Below are 20,192 nucleotides of genomic sequence, written 5' to 3'. Positions count from 1 at the left end.
ATAGGTGTGAAAGCACGAAGGGAGAACGGTTAGTGAGAGTTCTGTATCGAAATAAAAGTGAACAGCATGAGCTGACGGTATATGATACCCAAAAGCTTTATGGAGAGAAGGGGCGATTTCGTGTATTAGAGTTCTCCAACACAGCTGTTCAGGGCGCAATGGATCTGGATGAGCCTGCCCGGATGGTGTTGGAGTATCCAAGAGCGATGGTACATCTAATGGAACAGAATGAGCCTGCATTTGATAAGGTATTTGTGGTAGGACATGGTATTGGCACATTGCCCACCTACTTGTCTGATCGTCAGGTAAAGGTGGCTGAACTGGATGCAGAGGTGGCGGAGTTGAGCCAAACCTTTTTTGGATATAATGGAAGTCCTGTACTCATTGGAGATGGCCGTGAATTATTAGGACAGGAACCTGCAGGGACATATGATTATATTATTGTTGATGCCTTTACGGCAACGGGTACACCCGAGCAGTTTATATCCAGTGATTTTTTTGCCATGGTCAAGGACAAGCTGGACTCGGATGGAGCGGTGCTCCTTAATGTGTTCGGGCGTGCTGGCAATGACCGGCTTGTAAGTGCCATTTACACGACACTTCAGACACAGTTTGCTTATACACGTGCATTCGCATTGCCAACAGAAACAGCGGATGAAGTTCAAAATCTTATTTTAATGGGCAGTCATCATCCGATCGAATTTCAGATTCGCCACATGGCGGGGTTTGTTGAACAGGAGCCAGAAGAAGGATATATTATCAGTGATCCAGGTTGAACCTGAACAGTGATTCTTCCAGGGAAAGTAAAATGTCATTAAATCGTCAATCTTACGATGTAATTGTTAAGATTTCTCAATCTCTTTATTTGATTTTAACAACTTTCGTATAAGATAGAAGGAATATGCCTTTTCATGAAAATCCGGGGGAAGTAAACGATGATTGCACAGATCAAGAGATCCAAATTACGAAGAAAAATAAAAAACATCAAGAAAATCAGCCTTACGGCTTTGCTCGGCGGGCTGGTCACCATTTCAGTTTTAATGACATTGACCATCATGGTCATCTCATCTTACACATCTCAGAAACAGTCACTTATTGATAACACCCTGTCGCTGAACTATGCAAGCGCTGTGCAAATGAGCCAAACCCTGGATTCACTTTTTTATTCCATGCAGGAGAGTTTGAAATATGCAGCCCAATATTCCCCGGATATGGATCACTCCAATACAAATGAATTGAACTCTACATTGGATCTCGTTCGCAATAGCAGTAATTTTTTTAATTCCGTTGCTTTGGTAGACAAAGAGGGAGTAGTCAGGTCTACCTCACCTTACTCACAGGCTAGCGTAGGTCACCATGTTAGTTCCAATGCAGCAAAAGCAGCGATTAAATCAAAGGCTCCGTATATCTCGGAAGCTTACCGGACATCCAGAACAAAGCGCAGAATTGTATTTGTCAGTGAACCGATCTTTGATTCGGCAGGGACGTACCAAGGGATGATCGGTGGAAATATCTTTTTGCAGGAAAATAATATATTGAGTCTGTCTTTTGGCAGTCAGCTCAAGGCAAGCAATGGTTCATACTTTTTTATTGTGGATAAAAAGGGCACTTTGTTATTTCACCCAAACACCAACCGAATTGGTGAAAATGTCAGTGAAAATGAAGTGGTGCAAAAGCTGTTAGTAAACGGGAACGGTAAAGAACAATACAAAAACCTGGCAGGTGTAGATTCACTTGCAGGTTATTACAAGGTTCCATCAACAGGCTGGGGTATCGTAATCGTGTCTCCAACCCAAACGGTGTACGATCAGTTGAATCATCATATCCGTATGTTGTTGCTGTACACTTCAGTGCCTTTCCTGATCCTGACCCTTATTGTGGTTCGGGTTGCACGCAAGCTGGCCAGTCCTTTTGTTATGTTGGCTGATTTGGTGAATCAGGTCGATAAGGGACAAGTGGATCTGCCGGTGATGAAGCCTCACTGGAATAGAGAGGCAGACCTTCTCACAAGAGCGGTTGTTGGCGCACTGGCGAACTTTAGGAAACAGACGACCCAGCTTGTCTATGATGCCAGAACAGATGTGTTAACAGGCATGAACAATCGTAGAACCTTCGAAGAAGTCATCCAGGAATGGATTCAGGATGAGGTGTCATTCTCCATTATTGTTCTGGATATTGACCGCTTCAAATCCATTAATGATACATTTGGGCATCATGCTGGGGATGAAGTGCTGAAGCACATTGCCAATATCATTCAATTGTCTGTTCGCACAGAAGATGTCTGTGCCCGGTTTGGTGGAGAGGAGTTTGTTGTGTTGTTAAGGAACTCCGAATCCAACGTGGCTTTTGAGACGGCTGAACGTATCCGAATAACGGTCGAGGAAAGTATACTGCCTATAGATCGTTCCGTTACCATCTCGGCTGGAATTGCTGAATATCCGAAGCATTCGACAACAGCCACAGCACTGTTTCACTTGGCGGATAATGCACTGTATCAAGCGAAGGAAGAGGGGCGTAATCGTACGGTTACAATCCAGACGGTTATCAAATAAACAAAGAAGCTGTTTCCTAAAAACAAGGGACAGCTTCTTTTGTTTTCTATACCTCTTGTGAGGATCTGGCCAGAACCTCGTTTGTATACGTTTCTCCCCAATCTCGCATGCTGAAGATGATCGGCCGCAGCGTTTCACCAAATGGTGTGAGGGAGTACTCCACTTTGGGTGGAATCTGGGGGTATATTTCACGATGAACAATTCCGCTGCCTTCCAACTCTCGAAGTTGCAGGGTGAGCATACGCTGGGTGATGTCAGGAAACAATTTGCGGAGTTCATTGAATCTCAAAGGACCAGAGAATAAATGATACAAAATGGCACCTTTCCATTTGCCTCCGATCACACTAAGGGTAACTTCCACGGAACAACCGTATGGCGCTGGACATGGCTTGGTTGCATCCTTTTTCATTATAAGTGCACCTCCACTTTACGGTGATTTTCTATGGTATCCATTTGGGTGGTTACATTACACAAAGTACGTATAGTTCATGAAAGAGCATATCATTTATGAACCAGATTATAAACCCTAATCCTAGGCGCAGGCAGATGTGATGATGTCTAAGAAAAAAGAGCCCCAGTTTCGTCATGCGAAACATGGAGGCTCCATGGGATGGATTTTGTACAGTATTATATCAGAGCATCGAGAGAATAAGCCCCGGCACCAGCAAAGGCAACACCAATTAATGATCCAAGCATCACAAGGTTATATTCGAATCCTCCGTTCAGATTCCATAGACCTTTATTTGCGTGCACCTTGGCTATGGCTACAATCATCGGGAGCATGAGCAGAACGGCACCAACGATCATCCACAGACCGGCTCCAAACAGGAATCCACCGATCAATTCAGCAAGTCCGGCGCACACGGCCAAGGCTCTAGCTGGTTTCAGGCCAATCGCTCCGAAAAATTCAACCGTCCCTGATACACCCTCACCACCAAACCAGCCAAACAGTTTCTTGCATGCATGTCCGATCATAATGAGACCAATTACGAGACGAATGATGAGTAGACCAGTGTCCAACATGAGATTATTTCCTCTTCTCTGGATGTATAAAATATAATATCGAACGTATATACGTCACTTCAGTGATGATAGAATGGAGTCACATAGAGCCATCGTTGCAATATTATCCTTGGCGCTGGAATGTGGGACGGTCTGATTCTGGCAACATGCGATAAAGTGCGCCATTTCACCAACAAACCCGCGTAGATAAAGGTCGCGATAAGCTCCTGACATGGGAGATCCGGAAGGTGTATATACGGTGTCTTGCTCCTCAAGGGATTTCCAGGGAAGGCTGTTCGAGCTTCGGGAGTGATGAACAGTAAGTGTATTGATCTCTTCGGATGACGCAAATCCGTTGTCGAAGGTGACGAGTACACTTTCACTCTCCCGTGACCAGGCGCTCATGCCGGTAAAATAAGCGCTGCCTACTACGTTATTCTCAAATACAAGTGAAATGCTTTGATTAATGTGTTCTCCATCCTTCACGGTTGTGCCTGTAATTTGTATTGCTTCTCCGAATAGGAAACGCATCAGATCTACCATATGAATGGCAGCTAGCTTCATGAACTGTTCCTCATCCTTGCAAAATGGGGTACTGTCTACAGCAAATTTCATCTGGAATGAACGCACCTTACCAAGCGAACCCCCATCAATGAGTTCCTTCAACTTCATGTATATCGGAGCATAACGTTTCATAAAACCGACCATGACAACAACGCCAGCCTGCTCGGCAGCTTCGGCAACAATGGAGGCTTCCGCTGCGTTCCATCCGAGCGGTTTATCCACGTACACATTCTTGCCAGCCCGAATGCATTCAAGAACAAGAGCGGTCTGATCTATAGGCTGGGCGACCACAACGACTCCATGACAAGGTTCCTGCTGTAACATAAGCTGAGCGTTGTCGTAAGCTCTTCCATTGCTGCCAAATCGCAGCAGAGCTGCTTCAGAGCGTTCCATACTGCGCGTGGCAATAGCCTGGATCTGCGCTCCGGCTTCAACAACAGAAGGATATATATTCGTGGATGCATGAAACCCGGCACCGATAAAGCACAGATGGGTAGTTTTCAAAATGGAATCTCTCCTTCATTGTATCTTTTGTATAGGTGGTTTATTTGCTTAATGGATACAATAGGATGTTTGGCATTGAGAAAAAAGGACATATGTCCTATTCCTGAATGGATAAAAAGAAGTTGCATTTTTATTTTGGAGCATGTATACTCTGAATTACGGTAAAACAAGGAATTGTTTCACCGGAACACTTTTCATCGATGGATGAGGAGATACATATTATGCGGTCGTGGCGGAATTGGCAGACGCGCACGGTTCAGGTCCGTGTGGGCTAACCCCCCGTGGAGGTTCGAGTCCTCTCGACCGCATCAAACCAAAGAAAGGTTCGTGAGTTGCTCTAGGGCAATCCGCGAACCTTTCTTTATTTAAATTCGATCTTTTGCTGCTGGCATTTTAATGTTGCCGCTGCCGCAGAATGACTGCCATAATCACTCCGGTGATAGCTCCTGCTATGCCGAACAGGGAAACACTGGCAATCACTTCAACCGACTGAAGGCGAAATAAAAAAGCGATACCACTGCCAAAGGTAGTTCCTGCGAGAAATCCGAGCGAAATTCCTAATTCTTTGGTTAATTTCATTGCTTCACCTACTTGGAAATGTGAGATATGGATTTGCAAATATGGGGTACAGGAAGTAAAGTGTGATCAGGAAAATCATCACATTTTATTTCCTTTTTTTATCTTGTGGTTTTCACCCTTTAATTATGCATGATATCTCATATGGGAGGGCAAGAGCGAATGAATATGAATGAACGAATTGCAGCATGGAATGTGGAAGCACAGCAGTGCGCTTGCGGTCATCAACACCGAGTGGTGGAAATGCTCATTCATCTGGAAGCTGGGGCCATTCAGAGGTTACCGGGTTATTTGTCTGAACAAGGATACCATCAGGTGACGGTTGTTTATGATCGGCATACGTTTCGAGTAGCCGGATCTGATGTGCTGAACAGTATTCGAGAAGCGGGAATGCATGTGGATGAGATCGCTCTACCGGAGAATCGTACGGGTGATATTGTTGCGGATGAAGCAGCTATTGTGCAGGTCATGTTGGGTGTGAAACTGGAAAGTCAGGCTGTCATTGCGGTAGGTTCAGGTACCATTCATGATCTGGTGAGATTTGTATGTTCCAAAATGAACAAGCCCTTTCTGTCGATACCAACAGCGGCTTCAGTGGATGGGTTTACCTCTGCGGGTGCACCCTTAATTGTAAGCGGCGTCAAACAGACATTTCAGGCTGTTCCGCCTGAAGCCATCTTTGCGGATATGAATATCCTGGAGCAAGCTCCCCAAGGGATGACGGCTGCTGGATTCGGAGATATGCTTGGCAAATATACTTCCCTTGCAGACTGGGTTGTTTCTCGTGAGCTGGGAGGAGAACCGTTCTGCCCAGTTGCTTATCGGATGACAGAAGAAGCGCTGAATTCCTGCATAGATCATGTACAGGCTATTGCGGAGGGGCGAGCAGAGGGAGTAGCTGTATTAATGGACGCATTAATCGTTTCTGGCATCTCCATGCTGATCATTGACCATTCCCGTCCGGCATCCGGAGGTGAGCATCATCTGTCCCACATCATGGAGATGGATCTGATGCAAGCGGGAGAAAGACCGGTTCTGCATGGCGCCAAAGTTGGCGTAGCTTGTGCATTACTTACGGTGAAATATAAAGAACTTGCACAGACATCGGATGAACCAGTGTTTGGGATATATAACCAATTGCCAGAGCCTGGTCAGCTTATTGCATGGTTGGAGCAAGTAGGTGGACCTGTGACTACGGAACAACTTGGTGTAACCCCGGAGATGGTGGAACATGCGTTTACCATAGCGCATACGCTTCGCCCTCGATATACCGGGTTGAAATATATCAACGAAGTGTTAAACACGAGGTAAGGGTTACTTTTCAGAAAGTTCGGTCTCCAAGATTACGTAAACGTAGCTTCTGGAGCGTTAAATTGGCTTTGGTTGGGATTAGAAGGCAGAGAAGGGGGATTGCCTGACATTGTTGATGGAAGAGCCAGGAGGCTGCTTCAAGGTCGGGAGAGAAGAGGGACGTGTTTCATTTTAAAAAGGCTCTGGCCTCCTGGGAGGAGATCAGAGCCTTTTGGCTGTTCGCTTATTTAGTTGTTGCGACGATCTTTCAAGATGACATCTGCGAACAAAATAGTTTTCGGGATGCGGAAAAATTGTTCCGCTTGTTCCTGAAACGCAGCGGAAGGCAGTGTTCCCTGATGCAGCCATTTGCGGAAAGTGCCGGGATGAACCCCGATCCAGTGGCTGACATCTGTCACCGACAAATCATGGACCATACACAAGCCTGTCAAAATACGGTTACTAACCGGAGAACGGGTCACCGTACGCTTCATGAAGCGAGATGACTCGGGTTGACATATAACAGGGCTATTACGCACAACTTCCTCATTAAAGAGAATGTGGCGGGGGTAGCCGAGTAATTGGCATGTCTTGTCCAAATTGGTACTGCCGGGTATCCGTCCTTCATATACCCACGCACTGACACTGCGTGAAGAGATGGAGAGGTCTTCGGCGAGCTGCGACAATTTGATATCATTGGCCATCAGCACGGCAAGAAGAACACGATTACGGATTTGACAGCGTGTCGGTTTTCGGAATCGTTTAACACGGACGCCTTTTCCCAAGTATTTACGGTTGATCAGAGACCACGCCTGGATGGAATGTTGTTCTGGTTGATTAGGCATATTTCCTCCGATTTTTTTTAACCAAATACTACAATAAACAACGGGGTACTTTCAAGTGCCGGGTTTACCTGTTTCAAATGCGTCAATGCGTCAATTCGTGATAAAGAGGGAACTACGAACTAGACCATACGCAATTCACATCCTAGTATATTCCTAGATTACAATGTTTCACTAAAAATGAGGGGGCAAAATGAGCAGGAATAAAGATAATGTGGTTCTAATTACTCATTATTAGGTCTAAAGAACTTTTATCTGTTTTTTGTTGATATGATGCGGTTTATTTCCCTGAATTCCCCAAAAAATATTGGATATGCTTCACCATGCCCGGTAGAAGGTGTGCACAAATCTGAAAGATAAATCCGCAAGTTCAGCATGACATGTGACCTGTCAAATCTCTTACTTTTACATATATTGTAGGGTACTCAAGTGAAGGGAGAGGTGAGGAACGTGAATCTGTCTGTGAATACCTTTGCTGCCGTCTCGGGAGCAATTGTTACGTTTGCTTTTGGTGGGTGGGATCAATTGCTGAGCCTGCTCGCGGTTGCAATGGCTGTGGATTATATTACAGGCTTGGCAGCTGCGGTAAGAACGGGGACCGGGTTGAATAGCAACATTGGCTTCTGGGGGCTTGCTCGCAAAGGGCTCATGCTGACTGTTGTCTTGCTTGCTCACCGAATTGACCTGATCATGGGAACCGATATTATCAAGGGCGGGGCTATTTATTTCTACCTGGTCAATGAACTGATCTCGATAACTGAAAACTATGCGAGAATCGGCCTCCCATTGCCCAGCAAGCTCAGACAGGCTATAGCAGTGTTGAAGAAACAGGAAGATCAGGAGTATCTGCCAGATCGGAAATGGTCGATTCCGCAAAGCGAGGATAGCCTCGAACAGCAGGCTGAAACAGGACAAACTTCGCGGGATAAATCCGCGAAACAGCTGGATGATGGTCCCCAAGAGAAATCCGAACCGAAAAAAGATGGTTCGGATTAGTTTTCTTTTCAAGAGAACGTTTCCAAGTATCCTTTCGTAATAGAGAACGTTATGATATATTTTGGATACATGAAAAATCATTCATTTCTACTATTATTATAATAAACGAGGTGCTTGCTCAGATGATAAAACATATTGTCCTGTTCAAAATGAAAGATCGCTCAGCAGAAAGTATTGAAGCTGCTGCCCAGGTTCTTCGTAATCTGGACGGTAAAATTGATGTTCTGGTTTCCCTTGAAATCGGGATTGATGTGCTTCGCTCGGAGAGATCGTTCGACATTTCACTCACGGCGGAGTTTGCGTCACTGGAGGATCTTCAGGCGTATCAGGTACACCCGCTTCATCAGGAAGTTATCAAGTACATGAATGAAGTCAGAGAACAGTCGATTGCAGTGGACTACGAAATCTGATCTGTCTTTCAAACTACGTTGAGATAAAGGGGACTCTGCATGAGCGATTTAAGAGACGTTATGGAATTTCTATATATTTTTGTTGTGTTTCTAATCGCTTGTCCTGTGATGATATTCTGGCTTAAGCGAAGAGGGAAACGGAACCGATAACTCACTGAACGGGAAGTGAACGAATGTATTATGTGAACAGGGAACAGATTGCCCGCCGGCTTGCTGCTGTACCGGAAGTAGCTGAAGGGCTTCGCCGGGCAGCACAGGCCTGGGATGGCAGTCTCATGCTGGGGATGGTTCAGGAGCGGTGTCTTCATCTGGCGATCGAGATTGTTACCGATGTGGGAAGTTATCTGATTGACGGCTTCATCATGAGAGATGCGAGCAGTTATGATGATATTATTCAGATTAATTATGAAGAAAAGGTTTTTGACCATTCGACCTATGAGATCTTGCGTCAACTTGTCACGTTACGCAAACCACTGGTGCAGGATTATTACAGTTGGGAGCGGTCTGAGCTCCATCCGCTTAGCGTAGAATTGCCGAGCATACTTGAACATTTTACTACACAGGTTAGTGCATACGTGGAAACAGAACTTGGTCCTTTCAATGCGGCACAGGCCGAGGGACAGCGCAAGGAATGAGGGAAAATGCATGGCAAATGAATCAAAGGAATTCAATCAAGTAAATACTAATAGTACTGAACCGAATGAAACTCCTTCCGGATTCCATCCGGTGTATATGGTTGAACTCTTGTTCCGGGAACGTCCAGAGGTAGATCGCCTGCGTTTGCAGGAATCGATGATTCGTCATACGGGACAAGTCCGACTGGATGTAAAACAAGGGAATGGAGAGCAAGAGCATGAGATGCTGGTCTTCTATCATCTGGACCATAAGGTGTCCTTCCAGGAAGGAAATATCCCTGCTCAGACCTGCATGCTCCCTGTGAATAAAATTGCAGATCGTGCACGCTTTGGCGGGGCTCTCCAGCAAGCATGGCATTGGCCGGAAGTGGGACAAGTTGTAGAAGCTTCGCGTTACTCCATCCGGATACATGATATGTTCACGGCTGCCATGCCTCGTAAACAGCGCTTGGAGCTGTTTCAGAAGACTGTACTGGCAATCATGGAGAGTGTCACCTGTGACGCGCTGTACTGGTATGGCAGTGATAAACTGGTTGAACCAGAAGCGTATACGCAGGCTCAGGAACGTGAGGAACATCTCTATGCTGCTATGAACGTTCGAATGTATCAGGCCGGAGGTACGGAGGAACAGCGCGGGTTGGTCATGGATACCGTAGGATTGTCTGCGTTGGGTGTACCTGATGTCCAGTGTCACTTTGTTGGTCTTGATCCGGATACGGTGGCTCAGACCTTACTGGGCGCGGCGTATTACATATTTGATCAGGGGGATGTCCTGCAAGATGGACAGACACTGGGTTCTTCAGGTGGACGTCGCTGGCGTTGTGAACATCAGGCGGCATTGATTGCACCAGGACGATATGTCATTGATTTGGACCCGGGGGATGAGCATGCAGCGGCTGATCTCGAGCCGGCTCGTCAGAACTGAGTTAGGCCAAGACATTTTGCAACCCTTCAAAAAGGGCGTTCAGATTATTTTTAACATCTGGAGTGTCAAGTCAAGCCTGTGCTGCTTATAATGCATCAACAGAGTAGGCATTCGCCCGGATGGCTGAGCGACAGACCGTTGCTTCTGATCCGGTACTTAAACCATAGTAAAGGGAGAGATGTGACGTGAAGGATTCTAACAAAAGTTTGTTGTGGGGAGCTCTTATTGGCTCCGTGGTAGGTTCTGTAACGGCATTATTGCTGGCACCAAAATCGGGCCGTGAACTTCGTCAGGATATTACAGAAGGTGCTCGGCAGGTATCGGAGAAAGGTCAGGAACTGGCTGGTATCGTGGGAGAACAAAGTTCACAGATCGTATCCAAAGTTAAAGAGACCGCAGATGTCGTGATTCAGGATATTCAATCCTGGCGCAATTGCGCTGAAGGGAAAGAAATTCGCATATCGGCAGCCATTGTAGATACCGATACCGATATCGATAAAGCCGCTGATGAATCCGGAATTGACATCGTAGCGAAGCTTCCTGCAGATGAGTCCAAGGACGACAACTAAGCAAAGCTTGAGATAAGCAGGCTTTCCTCTGTTTAGAGGAGAGCCTGCTTTGTTGCGTGTCGACACATAGATGACGTTGCGCGGATTTAATTTGAACGCTGCGATGAAATCGGGTAAGATGTAGGTACCTTTTTGCCGGAATGTTCATACGGTAGGAAGAAAGCTCTGGAAAACAAACGTTTTGAGAACCAATTCAATGAAGAAGGAAGCGGTGTGTTCGTGCAGCAAGCAATCGCTATATTAGACTCCGGTGTGGGGGGATTGACCGTCGCCAAGGAAGTGATGCGTCAGCTCCCGCGGGAAAAGATCATTTATTTTGGGGATACTGCCCGGACACCGTACGGACCCCGTTCGTCCGAACAAGTAAAACAATTTACGGAACAAATCGTTGATTTCTTGATCCAATTCGATCCGAAGGTTATCGTTATCGCCTGTAACACAGCAACAGCAGCAGCGTTGGAGTATATTCGTTCCAAGGTGAACATGCCTGTCATTGGTGTTATACATCCGGGTGCGCGGGCAGCAATCACAGCGACACGTACAGGACGTATTGGTGTGATTGGTACCACGGGGACCATAAGTAGTGGGGCTTATACATCGGCACTCAAGCAGTTGTCCCCCTATATTGATGTGGTCAGTCAGGCTTGTCCGGCGCTGGTGCCGTTGGTGGAACAAGGTGAATTTCGTTCCGAGCACACGACACATACGGTGGAACAATCATTGGGCGAGATCAAACAACAGCCAATAGATTGTCTTATTCTGGGTTGTACGCATTATCCCTTTCTCATGGACACGATTCAGGAAGTTATGGGGCAGGAAGTGAAGTTGATCAGTTCGGCAGATGAAACGGCACGTGAAATTAGTACGATTTTATATGATAAGCGAAAGCTGGCCAGTGGGGATGAGACCCCGGTGCATCAATTTTTCTGCACTGGCGACCCTCGCATGTTCCAGAATATCACCCGTCGATGGTTGGGGGAACAGATCTCCAAGACTCCTGTGGTCTGGCAGGTCACGCAATTATCATAGTTATATTCCAAATATCCATGAATAAGACTTTTAATTTATTTTGGTTGTGAACGATCCCGGAACTGTGAAGTTTCGGGATTTTTTGTCGTGATTATACATCAACAGGTGATGAATATGATTCATGTCACATGACGGACAACCCAACCTGCATACATATGTTACATGCACAGTTGGGAGTACCGGACAGGAGACCCGTCTTTTCCTGTGGAAAGGAGAGTAACATGGAACTGCAATGGATTATCGTTCAGCGGGGAGATACGCTGCCGCGAATTGCGTCAGCATACCATATGACCAGGGAGTTACTAGCTGCACTGAACCCGGAAGCGGCCTCCCAGCCTTACTTGCTGGCAGGTCAGATGCTGCGTATTGTGCCCGGGACAGGTCGCAGATACGCTGTACCGCCTGGAGAAAGTGTAGGACAGATTGCAGGGAGATTTGGTATGGAAGAAGAGGTCTTGCGCCAGGCCAATCCCGAGATTACCAATATAACCGACTGGGTTGGTCGCTGTATTCATATTCCGGCTACGAATGGAAAAACTATTGTGAAGATTCAGGGAGAGTATGGTTACAGAGAATTAATCAAGGATATAGACAAGCTGGAGCATCAATACCCGTTTATCGGGACGGGGTCCATTGGAACAAGTGTCATGGGGAAGTCGCTGCCTTATTTGCGTATCGGGCAAGGGCCGAGACATATCCATGTTAACGCTTCTGTTCATGCGAATGAGTGGCTGACATCAGCAGTTCTGATGAGGTTTATCGAAGAGTACGCCGAGGCGTATAGTACACATGGGACATGGCATCAATACCAGACAGAACGCTGGATGCAAGAGACGACACTCTGGGCAGTGCCGATGGTTAATCCGGACGGGGTCGAACTGGTTCAGGAAGGTGTGGTTAACCAGCACCCACATGCACAGCAGTTGTTAGCCTGGAATGCAGGCAGATCACATTTCACCCATTGGAAGGCCAACATCAGGGGGGTGGATCTGAATGATCAATTTCCCGCCCATTGGGATGAAGAGGCAGCGAGAAGAGGTGTTACTTCACCTGGGCCTAGGGATTATGCAGGGACAGCGCCATTGACAGAACCGGAGGCACAGGCGCTTGCCCAGTGGACGCAGCAACACACATTCGATGCGGTTGTATCCCTGCATAGTCAAGGACAGGAGATCTATTGGAACTACCGTGATCTGGAACCCAGAGAGAGTGCGCCGCTGTCGCGTAGACTCGCCAAAGCTTCGGGTTACAAAGCAGTGAAGCTTGGTGGAAGTGATGCAGGATACAAAGACTGGTTTATCCAAGCTTTTGGTAAACCCGGTTTCACGGTGGAAGTGGGACTGGGTGTTAATCCACTTCCCATAGAACAGTTTGATGATATCTGTATAGAAGTCGGAATGTTGCTGGCTGAGCTGTTAACCAATGGCTAATGTGGTTTAGGGCTTGGTTATGAAGGTGTGAAACTTAACAGCAGATCATTCGTATAACAGGAACGGACGCTACGAGCGACGTTCCGTTTTTATTTTTTTATTAATCGCATTGTGCATCATTCGTTCTGGAAGATTTTTGAACGGGTAATGATGGATGTGCCGTTTAGGAAACATATATTATTATACGGAGGGATTCGAATGAAGTGGAGAAGATTGCTGTCGTTCAAACGATGGACACAAGTTTTCAAAAGGCTCCCCCGGCTGCTCCGGGCTCCGCAGATTCCTTTGGGAGAAAAGCTGTTATTTATTATTCCGGCGCTGTTGTACTGGGTGCTTCCTGACGTGATGCCGTTTATGCCCATTGATGATATCGGTGTCACTTTGATTCTGATGAACTGGTTTGTAAGCCGGGCAGAACGTAAGTATCCCCTGCTTCAGGAGGGCGGACCTACTTAATTTGCAGCCCAATGGATCATTTTAACAATGAATTCGCATCAATGTTATTGCGAAGAGCGGTAACTTTCTTTACAATAGATGCTGTAGTTTAAGAATGCTGAAATTGTTGAAACCTGCAATTACAATATAGGAGATGAAGAGAATGAACTGCAAAATTACGCGTAATGCGGCTAAAGTATTGAAGCTTGAATTGGACAAGCCGGAGAACGAAGGAAAAAAACTGCGCGTTGTCATCACCCATGCACATGGTGACCATGCTCACTACGGACTTGATCTCGACACACCAAAAGAAAATGATACGGTTGTATCTACCGATAAAGAGATTGATGTCATTCTTGCGAATGACCAACCTTTGTTGAACGGTGTTAAAATTGACTATCTCTACTTCCCGGAAGAGGGATTTGTTATTACGAATCCGTCCCAAGGCAATCACGGCGACCACTAAGGGCGCGAAGAAGGGGAACTCATGGCTAACGATATCCGCGTATGCGAAAAGTGTAATCATGTCAGGCTGAAATCGATTGTGCCCAAGTTGCAAAAAATGGCTCCAGACACGGAGATCAAGATTGGGTGCAAATCCTATTGCGGTCCTTGCGCGAAACGTGCGTTTGTCTTTATCAACGGTCGGTATATCAGTGCGCCGACAGAAGAAGAAGTGCTCGTCAAAGTTGCAAAGTTCGTTAAGTAAAGGATATAACAAGGTGAATGGGGATAAACTGTCCACACACCGGAAAGGAGAGGCGACATGCCTCTCCTTTTTTTGCTTTTTGACGGCAGCGATAGAAATGTGTTACTTCATAGCGCCTTCAATCATTTCAGTAATCTGGAAAGAATCTTCTCGAATTTCAATGGCAATCACGGTAGTATCCTTTTTCAGAAAATGTACATCTCCCAGTCGTTCTTCCTCCAATTCCATCCAACCTGCATCCGCTAACTTCTGAAAGTAATCCATTGGCGGGTATAGTCCTTGTTCGCCCCCGATATGTTTCAGCTCATACTTAACACCTTCTTTAAAGGTGGGATGATCGGAATAAGCTATGTTTTCAATGAGCTTGGCATTGGATGGAACCGGGATTTCTGGGTTAATGGATGATTCAGTATATCCTTCAATCTCGTATGTAGCAGGAGCACAGCCTTGTACGCAAATGAGCAGAGGTAACATGCAGAGTGTCAGTACTATTCTCTTCAAATGAATTCCTCCCGATTCAGCATGATTACCTAATTAACGTAGGGGAATCGATTAAAGTTACGATAAAAATACAAAAGAAGAATAAGGAAGGCGTGTGTTATCCATCCTAAAGGGGTAACAGGAACATGATAATCCCAAGGAGGAATACTCATGCCGAAGCGTTATGATTCCAGTTTGCAAGCCGATACCACCGTATCTCAGGCGCAAAATGCGGTGAACAAGCTTCATTATGCTGTATCTCAGGCCCTGTCACACCCGACAGCACAAACCATTGTACAGGCGGAACGTCGTCTGGCACATACGGAGCAGGCGATGCGTCAAGCAGAGCTTTCACTCGGTGGACAAGGTGTTGAGTTGGCAGAAGAGATGTTCATCGAGGAGAAGAGAAGATTGAATTCAATCCAGAGTCAGCACGGTCGAGGGAATTAAAAACGTTCCTGTCACACCAGAACCCGCAGGGCAGCGATGTCTGCGGGTTTTTCATATCTTTTGCAACGACTCCCGACTCATGAGATACTCCGACAGTATGTCGAATAGTCGCTTAAATTTCTGTGAGCAGGTTAATAGAACAAGAGCGGGCAAAATTCCATACGGGAGGTACAAATGACAAAACATATTACAGATTGTACAATTCTGAACAACGGAGTAACGATGCCATGGCTAGGATTCGGAACGTATAAAGCAAAAGGTAAGGAAGTACAACAGGCGGTTGAAACTGCTTTGGAGGTTGGATATCGCAGTATTGATACCGCGTCCATCTATGGTAATGAAGAAGAAGTGGGACAAGCTATTGCAAGCAGTGGTGTTGCCCGAAACGAACTGTTTGTGACCACCAAGCTCTGGAACGAGGATCAGGGATTTGATTCAACGTTGAGAGCATTTGAAGCGAGTCAGAAGGCACTTGGACTGAATGTGATTGATCTTTACCTAATTCACTGGCCTGGCAGAGACCAGTATAAGGAGACGTGGAGAGCGTTCGAACGTCTATATAGCGAAGGAAGCATTCGTGCGATTGGTGTGAGTAACTTTCAAGTACATCATTTGCAAGACATCATAGATGAGGGCGGAACGGTGCCTGCGGTAAATCAGGTAGAGCTGCATCCGGGGTTGATCCAGCAGGAACTTCAGGATTTCTGCGGGGCGCAGGGAATTCAGTTGGAGGCTTGGAGTCCGATCATGAAAGGCAAGTTGAACCAAGAGTCTACACTTAAGGCGCTGGCCCAGAAATATGGGAAAACTCCGGCACAGATTATTCTGCGCTGGGACATTCAGAATCAGATTGTGACGATTCCGAAGTCAGTTACCCCGGCCCGTATTCGTGAGAATGCGGACATCTTTGACTTTGAATTGACACCGGATGAGTTGAAGCAGATTGATGCGCTGGATTCGGATAAACGGACGGGTCCGCACCCGGATCAACTGTTTTGGGATTAAGTGGGTGGGCGCTAATTGAATATAAGTGTTTGATGAACTAATGGTGTTTGTTCCGGTTACGGAATCGTTCTTTTGATCGCAGTTGTCTCCAAATTTTTTTTGATTCCTCTTCTCAGAGGATAAAATTTGGAGACAAAGGCGAACGCTTCGCTTCTTCAGAATCGATTCCATCCCCTCCACAGTAACTGTTCATCAAACATAAAAGTATGCAATGAGCTAAGTTGTGAGTAGTATAAAAAAAGCAGCAGGATCAGGGAAGTATCCCTGAATCCTGCTGCTTTTGTGTTATTTATTTGAATCGGATGGGGGAACTGCGCAGCCGTCATCTGTGCAGACACCGCTGCCGTCTGTTTCTGTTGTGTTGGATTCAACCATGGTGAATGGGGAGCGCTCGTCCCATGCTTTCTGAATGGCATCCAGGAACACCTCGTCCGGTTGAGCACCCGATACAGCGAACTTGCGGTCGAATACAAAGAACGGTACACCACGGATGCCCAGTTGCTCACCTTCCGCTTGGTCAGCGCGGACATTGTCTGTGAATTGATCACTGGACAGCACTTCCGTAGCTGCATCACGATCCAGTCCAACTTCCTCTGCCAACTGAGCCAAGACCTCAGGGTCTCCCGAATGTTTACCTTCAATGAACACAGCTTGGAAGATACGTTCACTCAGTTCAAGCGCTTTGCCTTGTGTATCTGCCCAGTGGGTCAAGCGATGAGCCGAGAAGGAGTTCGTAGGGATCATGGCATCGATATTGTATTCCAGTCCTGCCGTGCGAGCATTGGCATTCATCTGGGCATTCATGCCTTGGGCCTGCTCCACGCTAATGTTATATTTGGATGCCAGATATTCCGTATTGGTTTTGCCTGGGTTCAATGCAGCATTCTGATCAAGCTCGAAGCTCTTAAATTGCAGCTTCACTTCGTCACGGTGTGGAAACTGTTGTAATACATTCTCCAGGCGGCGTTTGCCGATATAACAGAATGGGCACAGAAAATCAGACCATATCTCAATATTCATTATGTTAAAACCTCCATTATTCTTAGTTGAAACTATTATAGTTACAATTATAAGGCGACTTTCTATAATTCGCAAGAAGATTGCTATTTACCCCGATATGCTTTGGACCAATGGTAAGGTTGAATCTCATCCAGTCTCTTGAAGACCAGTTGACCAGAAGGATCGTATACGGCAGCTTTAACTTCTTCGCCCCAGTAAAATAATCGTTCCTGGCATACGCCGCAAGGTGTAAGGACCTTGAATTCTGAATGCTCGTCATCACGAGCAATACAGAGGGAGTGGGTGACGCGTTCGTTCAATTTGTGGGCTTCCAGATAAGCCCCTGTTTCCATACATAGATGCGTGGCATCGTTGATGACCTCTGGCGCTACACTAATCAGCAGGGAGCCGGCTTCGGTATAGACGGCGCCCGCACCGCCCCATCCCTGAGGATAACGTTGCTTCACAAAGTTGGCGGCTGCATCGAACAATTGCTGTTCAATATGGATTGGTTCAGTATGTGATGTCATGTAATGAGAATTCCCCTTTTGAAATCCGATTCGATTCAATTCATTTCGTGTATTTGTGTGGCTTGTCATTACGATCTTGCTCATTGCGATGTTATTGCTCCACTGTCTTCCTCTCGAAAGCGCTGAATCAAATCATAGGTAATTACAGTGTCCGAGACATGCAATCGCTTGGCTGCTTCATCATGACCAGGGCGGCAGGCGTTAATATCTGTTTTGTCACGTGTGGACAGGTCATAACAAGCGCCGCTCTCGTAGATATAATCATCTGATGGAATATAGAATACAGAACCATCTGAGAATGCGCCATTACGAAGCACAACCGTACGTACAGAGCTGTCATATATGTCGTTACCCATATGATAATAGGACTGGTCAGACAAACCGAGCAGATGTAACACGGATGGTGTGATGTCCAGTTGACCCGAAGGTTCGTCGATGGTTCCAGCAGCTGCACCGTCCGGTAAATGCACGAGCAGAGGAACCTCGTTCATGATCTGTGCCATATCCAGGTCGTTCAACGAACGTCCCAGGAACTGCTCATATTGGGATTGTTCCTTGATCGAGTTGTCGTGGTCCCCGTAGAACATAAAAATGGTATTTTCCCATAATCCCCGATTTTTCAGATCCTCCACCATCTTGCCTAGCGCCGAATCCACGTAATGAACGGATTGCAGATAGTTACCAAACATTGTTCCCTGGAACTTACCTACATCCAGCTGCTGTTTCTCTTTAGGCAGGGCATAGGGGTGATGACTGCTGAGTGTAATGAGGAACGAATAGAACGGTTCGGTCACCTCACTGCTCATTTTCTCAACGGATTGACGGAAGAAAGATTCATCAGACAGGGACCAGCCAAGCGGGTCGTCCTGTGCAAAATCATTTTTGCTATAAAACTTGTCATATTTCATGTTCTGATACATCGTATATCGATTCCAGAAGCCACTCTCATAAGCATGAAATACGTTGGTGCTATACCCGTTATCCTTCAGGATGGAAGGGAGGGAATCATACGTATGGTCTGCATATCGCACAAAGGCTGAACCAACCGGTAGTGGATGCAGGGAAATGTTTGCTCCAAAATCGGCATCTGACGTTCTGCCCTGACCGGTCTGGTGGTAAAAGTGACTATAATACTGACTTTCCTTCATCAGTTCATTAAAATGGGGTGTGATCTCCTGACCGCCAATGCTCTGACCAATCATGAAATTCATAAAAGCCTCACCCTGAACAATAATGACATTGCTGTCTTTATATTTGCCAAACAAGGCATCGTTCTGTGGGGGATCTTGCTGCCTTTCAGCGAAAAACGCTTTTGCTTGCTCAACATCAGCGGGTTCTGCTTCTGGCCCGGAACCGATGTGGTCTTTGGCATAGTTGTACAGGTCGTAACCGTGAAAAGCGAGCAGTCCGGTCACATTGTACATGGATACATTCCACCAGTTGTTATCAAACAGGCCTTTGGCCCATGTTTTGCTGTAGAAATAAATCGGGCCAACGGCGAGTCCCATGCCCAGCACAAAAGCGATGCTGCCAGCCGTGAGACGACGGCGTAACCGTGCCTTGCCATCGTTATAAGAATAACTCCCGTAACCATGAACAGACGTACTGGGGTGTTTCGAACGGTAACGTCTGCTGAACAGTACGATAGCTGCAAACGGAATGACGACAAGCCAATCGGCAAAGAACCAGAGATCACTTGTATAGATCAGTGTAGCTATACTGTCACCCAATGCGTCAACTTGTCTGGCTTGCAATAATACCGGTATCGTCAAGAAATCCTGGAAATAGCGATAATACACCATATCGGCATAGATTAGTGCGGTAAGCAGCAGGTTAAGCACGACAAGAGACACGATCATCCCTCTACGTGGCAGCCACCAGGTCCAGAAGGACAGGAGTAATAATGATCCAATGGCAATGACTTTATCCAGCAGTCCCATCGTAATGTTATAGGCATGAAGATTGTGATGGAGCCACATGAGTTTGAGTAGCATGAGTGCTAGAAAAATAAGATATAACATTAGTGGATGATTCAGAAGCCCGCGTGGCATGGAGCCGCGCGTAGGCCGAGTGACAACCATATATATGTCCCCCTTGCTTTCGTTGTTTTGTTATCGGAATGTAAAATAGGGCTCCATTCATTATAGCGTGGCCTCAAGGGTTTTCAACTATGCCTCAGGGAGAATCGAATTCGGTCCGGACGAAGGCCGATGACAGAGAATTCATATGACCAGAAAAGCGCACAAAAAAAGCGCCCCAG

Annotated in this window: 23 protein-coding genes, 1 tRNA gene and 1 pseudogene; 16 read left to right on the top strand and 9 right to left on the bottom strand. The window is 46.4% G+C overall.

The features are described from left to right. Positions 1-32: 32 nt before the first annotated feature. On the top strand, positions 33-776 hold the full coding sequence (locus ACE3K2_RS26800; protein WP_421897300.1) for a spermidine synthase: 744 nt from the start codon (positions 33-35) through the stop codon (positions 774-776). A 159-nt stretch (positions 777-935) separates the two neighbouring features. Further along, positions 936-2,552 carry a sensor domain-containing diguanylate cyclase gene (locus ACE3K2_RS26795; RefSeq protein WP_421897297.1) on the top strand — a complete coding sequence of 539 codons (1,617 nt, stop codon included), beginning with the start codon at positions 936-938 and terminating at the stop codon, positions 2,550-2,552. A 46-nt stretch (positions 2,553-2,598) separates the two neighbouring features. Here ACE3K2_RS26795 and ACE3K2_RS26790 read toward each other — a convergent pair whose 3' ends face one another. The 3 genes from ACE3K2_RS26790 to ACE3K2_RS26780 form a co-directional block, all read right to left on the bottom strand. Further along, positions 2,599-2,961, bottom strand: a complete 363-nt coding sequence (locus ACE3K2_RS26790) for a winged helix-turn-helix transcriptional regulator (RefSeq protein WP_421897294.1) — start codon at positions 2,959-2,961, stop codon at positions 2,599-2,601. 218 nt (positions 2,962-3,179) lie between these two features. Further along, positions 3,180-3,575, bottom strand: a complete 396-nt coding sequence (locus tag ACE3K2_RS26785) for a DoxX family protein (RefSeq protein WP_421897291.1) — start codon at positions 3,573-3,575, stop codon at positions 3,180-3,182. Positions 3,576-3,629: 54 nt separating this feature from the next. Continuing rightward, on the bottom strand, positions 3,630-4,622 hold the full coding sequence (locus tag ACE3K2_RS26780) for a Gfo/Idh/MocA family protein (RefSeq protein ID WP_421897287.1): 993 nt from the start codon (positions 4,620-4,622) through the stop codon (positions 3,630-3,632). Positions 4,623-4,845: 223 nt separating this feature from the next. Here ACE3K2_RS26780 and ACE3K2_RS26775 point away from each other — a divergent pair. After that, positions 4,846-4,930 (top strand) — tRNA-Leu (locus ACE3K2_RS26775). A gap of 85 nt (positions 4,931-5,015) precedes the next feature. Here the strand turns inward: ACE3K2_RS26775 and ACE3K2_RS26770 are convergent. Then, positions 5,016-5,201: a hypothetical protein gene (locus tag ACE3K2_RS26770; protein WP_421897284.1), complete on the bottom strand. Its 186-nt coding sequence runs from the start codon at positions 5,199-5,201 to the stop codon at positions 5,016-5,018. 159 nt (positions 5,202-5,360) lie between these two features. Between ACE3K2_RS26770 and ACE3K2_RS26765 the strand changes: the two genes are divergently transcribed. Next, entirely contained in the window at positions 5,361-6,509 is a 1,149-nt protein-coding gene (locus ACE3K2_RS26765) for a sn-glycerol-1-phosphate dehydrogenase (protein WP_421897281.1), read from the top strand. 227 nt (positions 6,510-6,736) lie between these two features. Here the strand turns inward: ACE3K2_RS26765 and ACE3K2_RS26760 are convergent, their stop codons facing one another. After that, complete coding sequence (locus tag ACE3K2_RS26760; RefSeq protein WP_017689431.1) at positions 6,737-7,333, bottom strand: helix-turn-helix domain-containing protein; 597 nt, start codon at positions 7,331-7,333, stop codon at positions 6,737-6,739. A 438-nt stretch (positions 7,334-7,771) separates the two neighbouring features. Between ACE3K2_RS26760 and ACE3K2_RS26755 the strand changes: the two are divergent. The 10 genes and pseudogenes from ACE3K2_RS26755 to ACE3K2_RS26710 all read left to right on the top strand — a co-directional run. Continuing rightward, positions 7,772-8,164, top strand: a pseudogene (locus ACE3K2_RS26755) (phage holin family protein); the annotation flags it as partial. Positions 8,165-8,448: 284 nt separating this feature from the next. Continuing rightward, a complete protein-coding gene (locus tag ACE3K2_RS26750; RefSeq protein WP_264929710.1) occupies positions 8,449-8,736 on the top strand; it encodes a Dabb family protein in 288 nt (95 codons plus the stop codon). Positions 8,737-8,909: 173 nt separating this feature from the next. Next, entirely contained in the window at positions 8,910-9,371 is a 462-nt protein-coding gene (locus ACE3K2_RS26745) for a DUF86 domain-containing protein (protein WP_421897277.1), read from the top strand. Positions 9,372-9,381: 10 nt separating this feature from the next. Next, a complete protein-coding gene (locus ACE3K2_RS26740; protein WP_421897274.1) occupies positions 9,382-10,296 on the top strand; it encodes a DUF4261 domain-containing protein in 915 nt (304 codons plus the stop codon). A gap of 185 nt (positions 10,297-10,481) precedes the next feature. Then, positions 10,482-10,865 (top strand): YtxH domain-containing protein, encoded by a 384-nt coding sequence (locus ACE3K2_RS26735; RefSeq protein WP_421897271.1) that lies wholly within the window; start codon positions 10,482-10,484, stop codon positions 10,863-10,865. Positions 10,866-11,084: 219 nt separating this feature from the next. Then, complete coding sequence (gene racE / locus ACE3K2_RS26730; RefSeq protein ID WP_421897268.1) at positions 11,085-11,894, top strand: glutamate racemase; 810 nt, start codon at positions 11,085-11,087, stop codon at positions 11,892-11,894. Between the two features lie 221 nt (positions 11,895-12,115). Continuing rightward, positions 12,116-13,324: a M14 family metallopeptidase gene (locus tag ACE3K2_RS26725; RefSeq protein ID WP_421897265.1), complete on the top strand. Its 1,209-nt coding sequence runs from the start codon at positions 12,116-12,118 to the stop codon at positions 13,322-13,324. Positions 13,325-13,522: 198 nt separating this feature from the next. Beyond that, entirely contained in the window at positions 13,523-13,780 is a 258-nt protein-coding gene (locus ACE3K2_RS26720) for a hypothetical protein (protein ID WP_421897262.1), read from the top strand. Positions 13,781-13,922: 142 nt separating this feature from the next. Then, positions 13,923-14,225, top strand: a complete 303-nt coding sequence (locus ACE3K2_RS26715; protein WP_036670085.1) for a heme biosynthesis protein HemY — start codon at positions 13,923-13,925, stop codon at positions 14,223-14,225. 21 nt (positions 14,226-14,246) lie between these two features. Then, positions 14,247-14,468 (top strand): DUF1450 domain-containing protein, encoded by a 222-nt coding sequence (locus tag ACE3K2_RS26710; RefSeq protein ID WP_091032287.1) that lies wholly within the window; start codon positions 14,247-14,249, stop codon positions 14,466-14,468. A gap of 102 nt (positions 14,469-14,570) precedes the next feature. Here ACE3K2_RS26710 and ACE3K2_RS26705 read toward each other — a convergent pair whose 3' ends face one another. Beyond that, positions 14,571-14,969: a hypothetical protein gene (locus ACE3K2_RS26705; protein ID WP_421897257.1), complete on the bottom strand. Its 399-nt coding sequence runs from the start codon at positions 14,967-14,969 to the stop codon at positions 14,571-14,573. Between the two features lie 150 nt (positions 14,970-15,119). Between ACE3K2_RS26705 and ACE3K2_RS26700 the strand changes: the two genes are divergently transcribed. Further along, positions 15,120-15,398, top strand: coding sequence for a hypothetical protein (locus tag ACE3K2_RS26700; protein ID WP_421897254.1), 279 nt, complete (start codon positions 15,120-15,122; stop codon positions 15,396-15,398). Between the two features lie 174 nt (positions 15,399-15,572). Continuing rightward, the gene (locus ACE3K2_RS26695; RefSeq protein WP_421897251.1) at positions 15,573-16,403 is read left to right on the top strand and encodes an aldo/keto reductase; all 831 of its coding nucleotides are present in this window, start codon (positions 15,573-15,575) and stop codon (positions 16,401-16,403) included. A gap of 285 nt (positions 16,404-16,688) precedes the next feature. On the opposite strand, the gene ACE3K2_RS26690 is transcribed toward ACE3K2_RS26695, so the two are convergent. The 3 genes from ACE3K2_RS26690 to ACE3K2_RS26680 all read right to left on the bottom strand — a co-directional run bounded on the left by ACE3K2_RS26690 (position 16,689) and on the right by ACE3K2_RS26680 (position 20,013). Further along, the gene (locus ACE3K2_RS26690) at positions 16,689-17,423 is read right to left on the bottom strand and encodes a DsbA family oxidoreductase (protein ID WP_421897248.1); all 735 of its coding nucleotides are present in this window, start codon (positions 17,421-17,423) and stop codon (positions 16,689-16,691) included. 83 nt (positions 17,424-17,506) lie between these two features. Beyond that, a complete protein-coding gene (locus ACE3K2_RS26685) occupies positions 17,507-17,932 on the bottom strand; it encodes a cytidine deaminase (protein WP_421897245.1) in 426 nt (141 codons plus the stop codon). An 80-nt stretch (positions 17,933-18,012) separates the two neighbouring features. Beyond that, positions 18,013-20,013 carry an LTA synthase family protein gene (locus tag ACE3K2_RS26680; protein WP_421897242.1) on the bottom strand — a complete coding sequence of 667 codons (2,001 nt, stop codon included), beginning with the start codon at positions 20,011-20,013 and terminating at the stop codon, positions 18,013-18,015. Between the last annotated feature and the right edge of the window lie 179 nt (positions 20,014-20,192).

It is taken from the genome of Paenibacillus sp. (assembly GCF_048976745.1).
GTDB lineage: Bacteria > Bacillota > Bacilli > Paenibacillales > Paenibacillaceae > Paenibacillus.
Note: the sequence above shows the minus strand (reverse complement) of the source record. Positions and strands in the feature narration are given on the sequence as shown.

Excerpts from the sequence above, each read along its gene's own strand:
- ACE3K2_RS26765 (WP_421897281.1), top strand. The coding sequence starts at position 5,361 with ATGAATATGAATGAACGAATTGCAGCATGGAATGTGGAAGCACAGCAG.
- ACE3K2_RS26790 (WP_421897294.1), bottom strand. The coding sequence starts at position 2,961 with ATGAAAAAGGATGCAACCAAGCCATGTCCAGCGCCATACGGTTGTTCC.
- ACE3K2_RS26795 (WP_421897297.1), top strand. The coding sequence starts at position 936 with ATGATTGCACAGATCAAGAGATCCAAATTACGAAGAAAAATAAAAAAC.
- ACE3K2_RS26745 (WP_421897277.1), top strand. The coding sequence starts at position 8,910 with ATGTATTATGTGAACAGGGAACAGATTGCCCGCCGGCTTGCTGCTGTA.
- ACE3K2_RS26685 (WP_421897245.1), bottom strand. The coding sequence starts at position 17,932 with ATGACATCACATACTGAACCAATCCATATTGAACAGCAATTGTTCGAT.
- ACE3K2_RS26720 (WP_421897262.1), top strand. The coding sequence starts at position 13,523 with ATGAAGTGGAGAAGATTGCTGTCGTTCAAACGATGGACACAAGTTTTC.
- ACE3K2_RS26680 (WP_421897242.1), bottom strand. The coding sequence starts at position 20,013 with ATGGTTGTCACTCGGCCTACGCGCGGCTCCATGCCACGCGGGCTTCTG.
- ACE3K2_RS26710 (WP_091032287.1), top strand. The coding sequence starts at position 14,247 with ATGGCTAACGATATCCGCGTATGCGAAAAGTGTAATCATGTCAGGCTG.
- ACE3K2_RS26740 (WP_421897274.1), top strand. The coding sequence starts at position 9,382 with ATGGCAAATGAATCAAAGGAATTCAATCAAGTAAATACTAATAGTACT.
- ACE3K2_RS26715 (WP_036670085.1), top strand. The coding sequence starts at position 13,923 with ATGAACTGCAAAATTACGCGTAATGCGGCTAAAGTATTGAAGCTTGAA.
- ACE3K2_RS26690 (WP_421897248.1), bottom strand. The coding sequence starts at position 17,423 with ATGAATATTGAGATATGGTCTGATTTTCTGTGCCCATTCTGTTATATC.
- ACE3K2_RS26770 (WP_421897284.1), bottom strand. The coding sequence starts at position 5,201 with ATGAAATTAACCAAAGAATTAGGAATTTCGCTCGGATTTCTCGCAGGA.
- ACE3K2_RS26725 (WP_421897265.1), top strand. The coding sequence starts at position 12,116 with ATGGAACTGCAATGGATTATCGTTCAGCGGGGAGATACGCTGCCGCGA.
- ACE3K2_RS26695 (WP_421897251.1), top strand. The coding sequence starts at position 15,573 with ATGACAAAACATATTACAGATTGTACAATTCTGAACAACGGAGTAACG.
- ACE3K2_RS26700 (WP_421897254.1), top strand. The coding sequence starts at position 15,120 with ATGCCGAAGCGTTATGATTCCAGTTTGCAAGCCGATACCACCGTATCT.
- ACE3K2_RS26760 (WP_017689431.1), bottom strand. The coding sequence starts at position 7,333 with ATGCCTAATCAACCAGAACAACATTCCATCCAGGCGTGGTCTCTGATC.
- ACE3K2_RS26750 (WP_264929710.1), top strand. The coding sequence starts at position 8,449 with ATGATAAAACATATTGTCCTGTTCAAAATGAAAGATCGCTCAGCAGAA.
- ACE3K2_RS26785 (WP_421897291.1), bottom strand. The coding sequence starts at position 3,575 with ATGTTGGACACTGGTCTACTCATCATTCGTCTCGTAATTGGTCTCATT.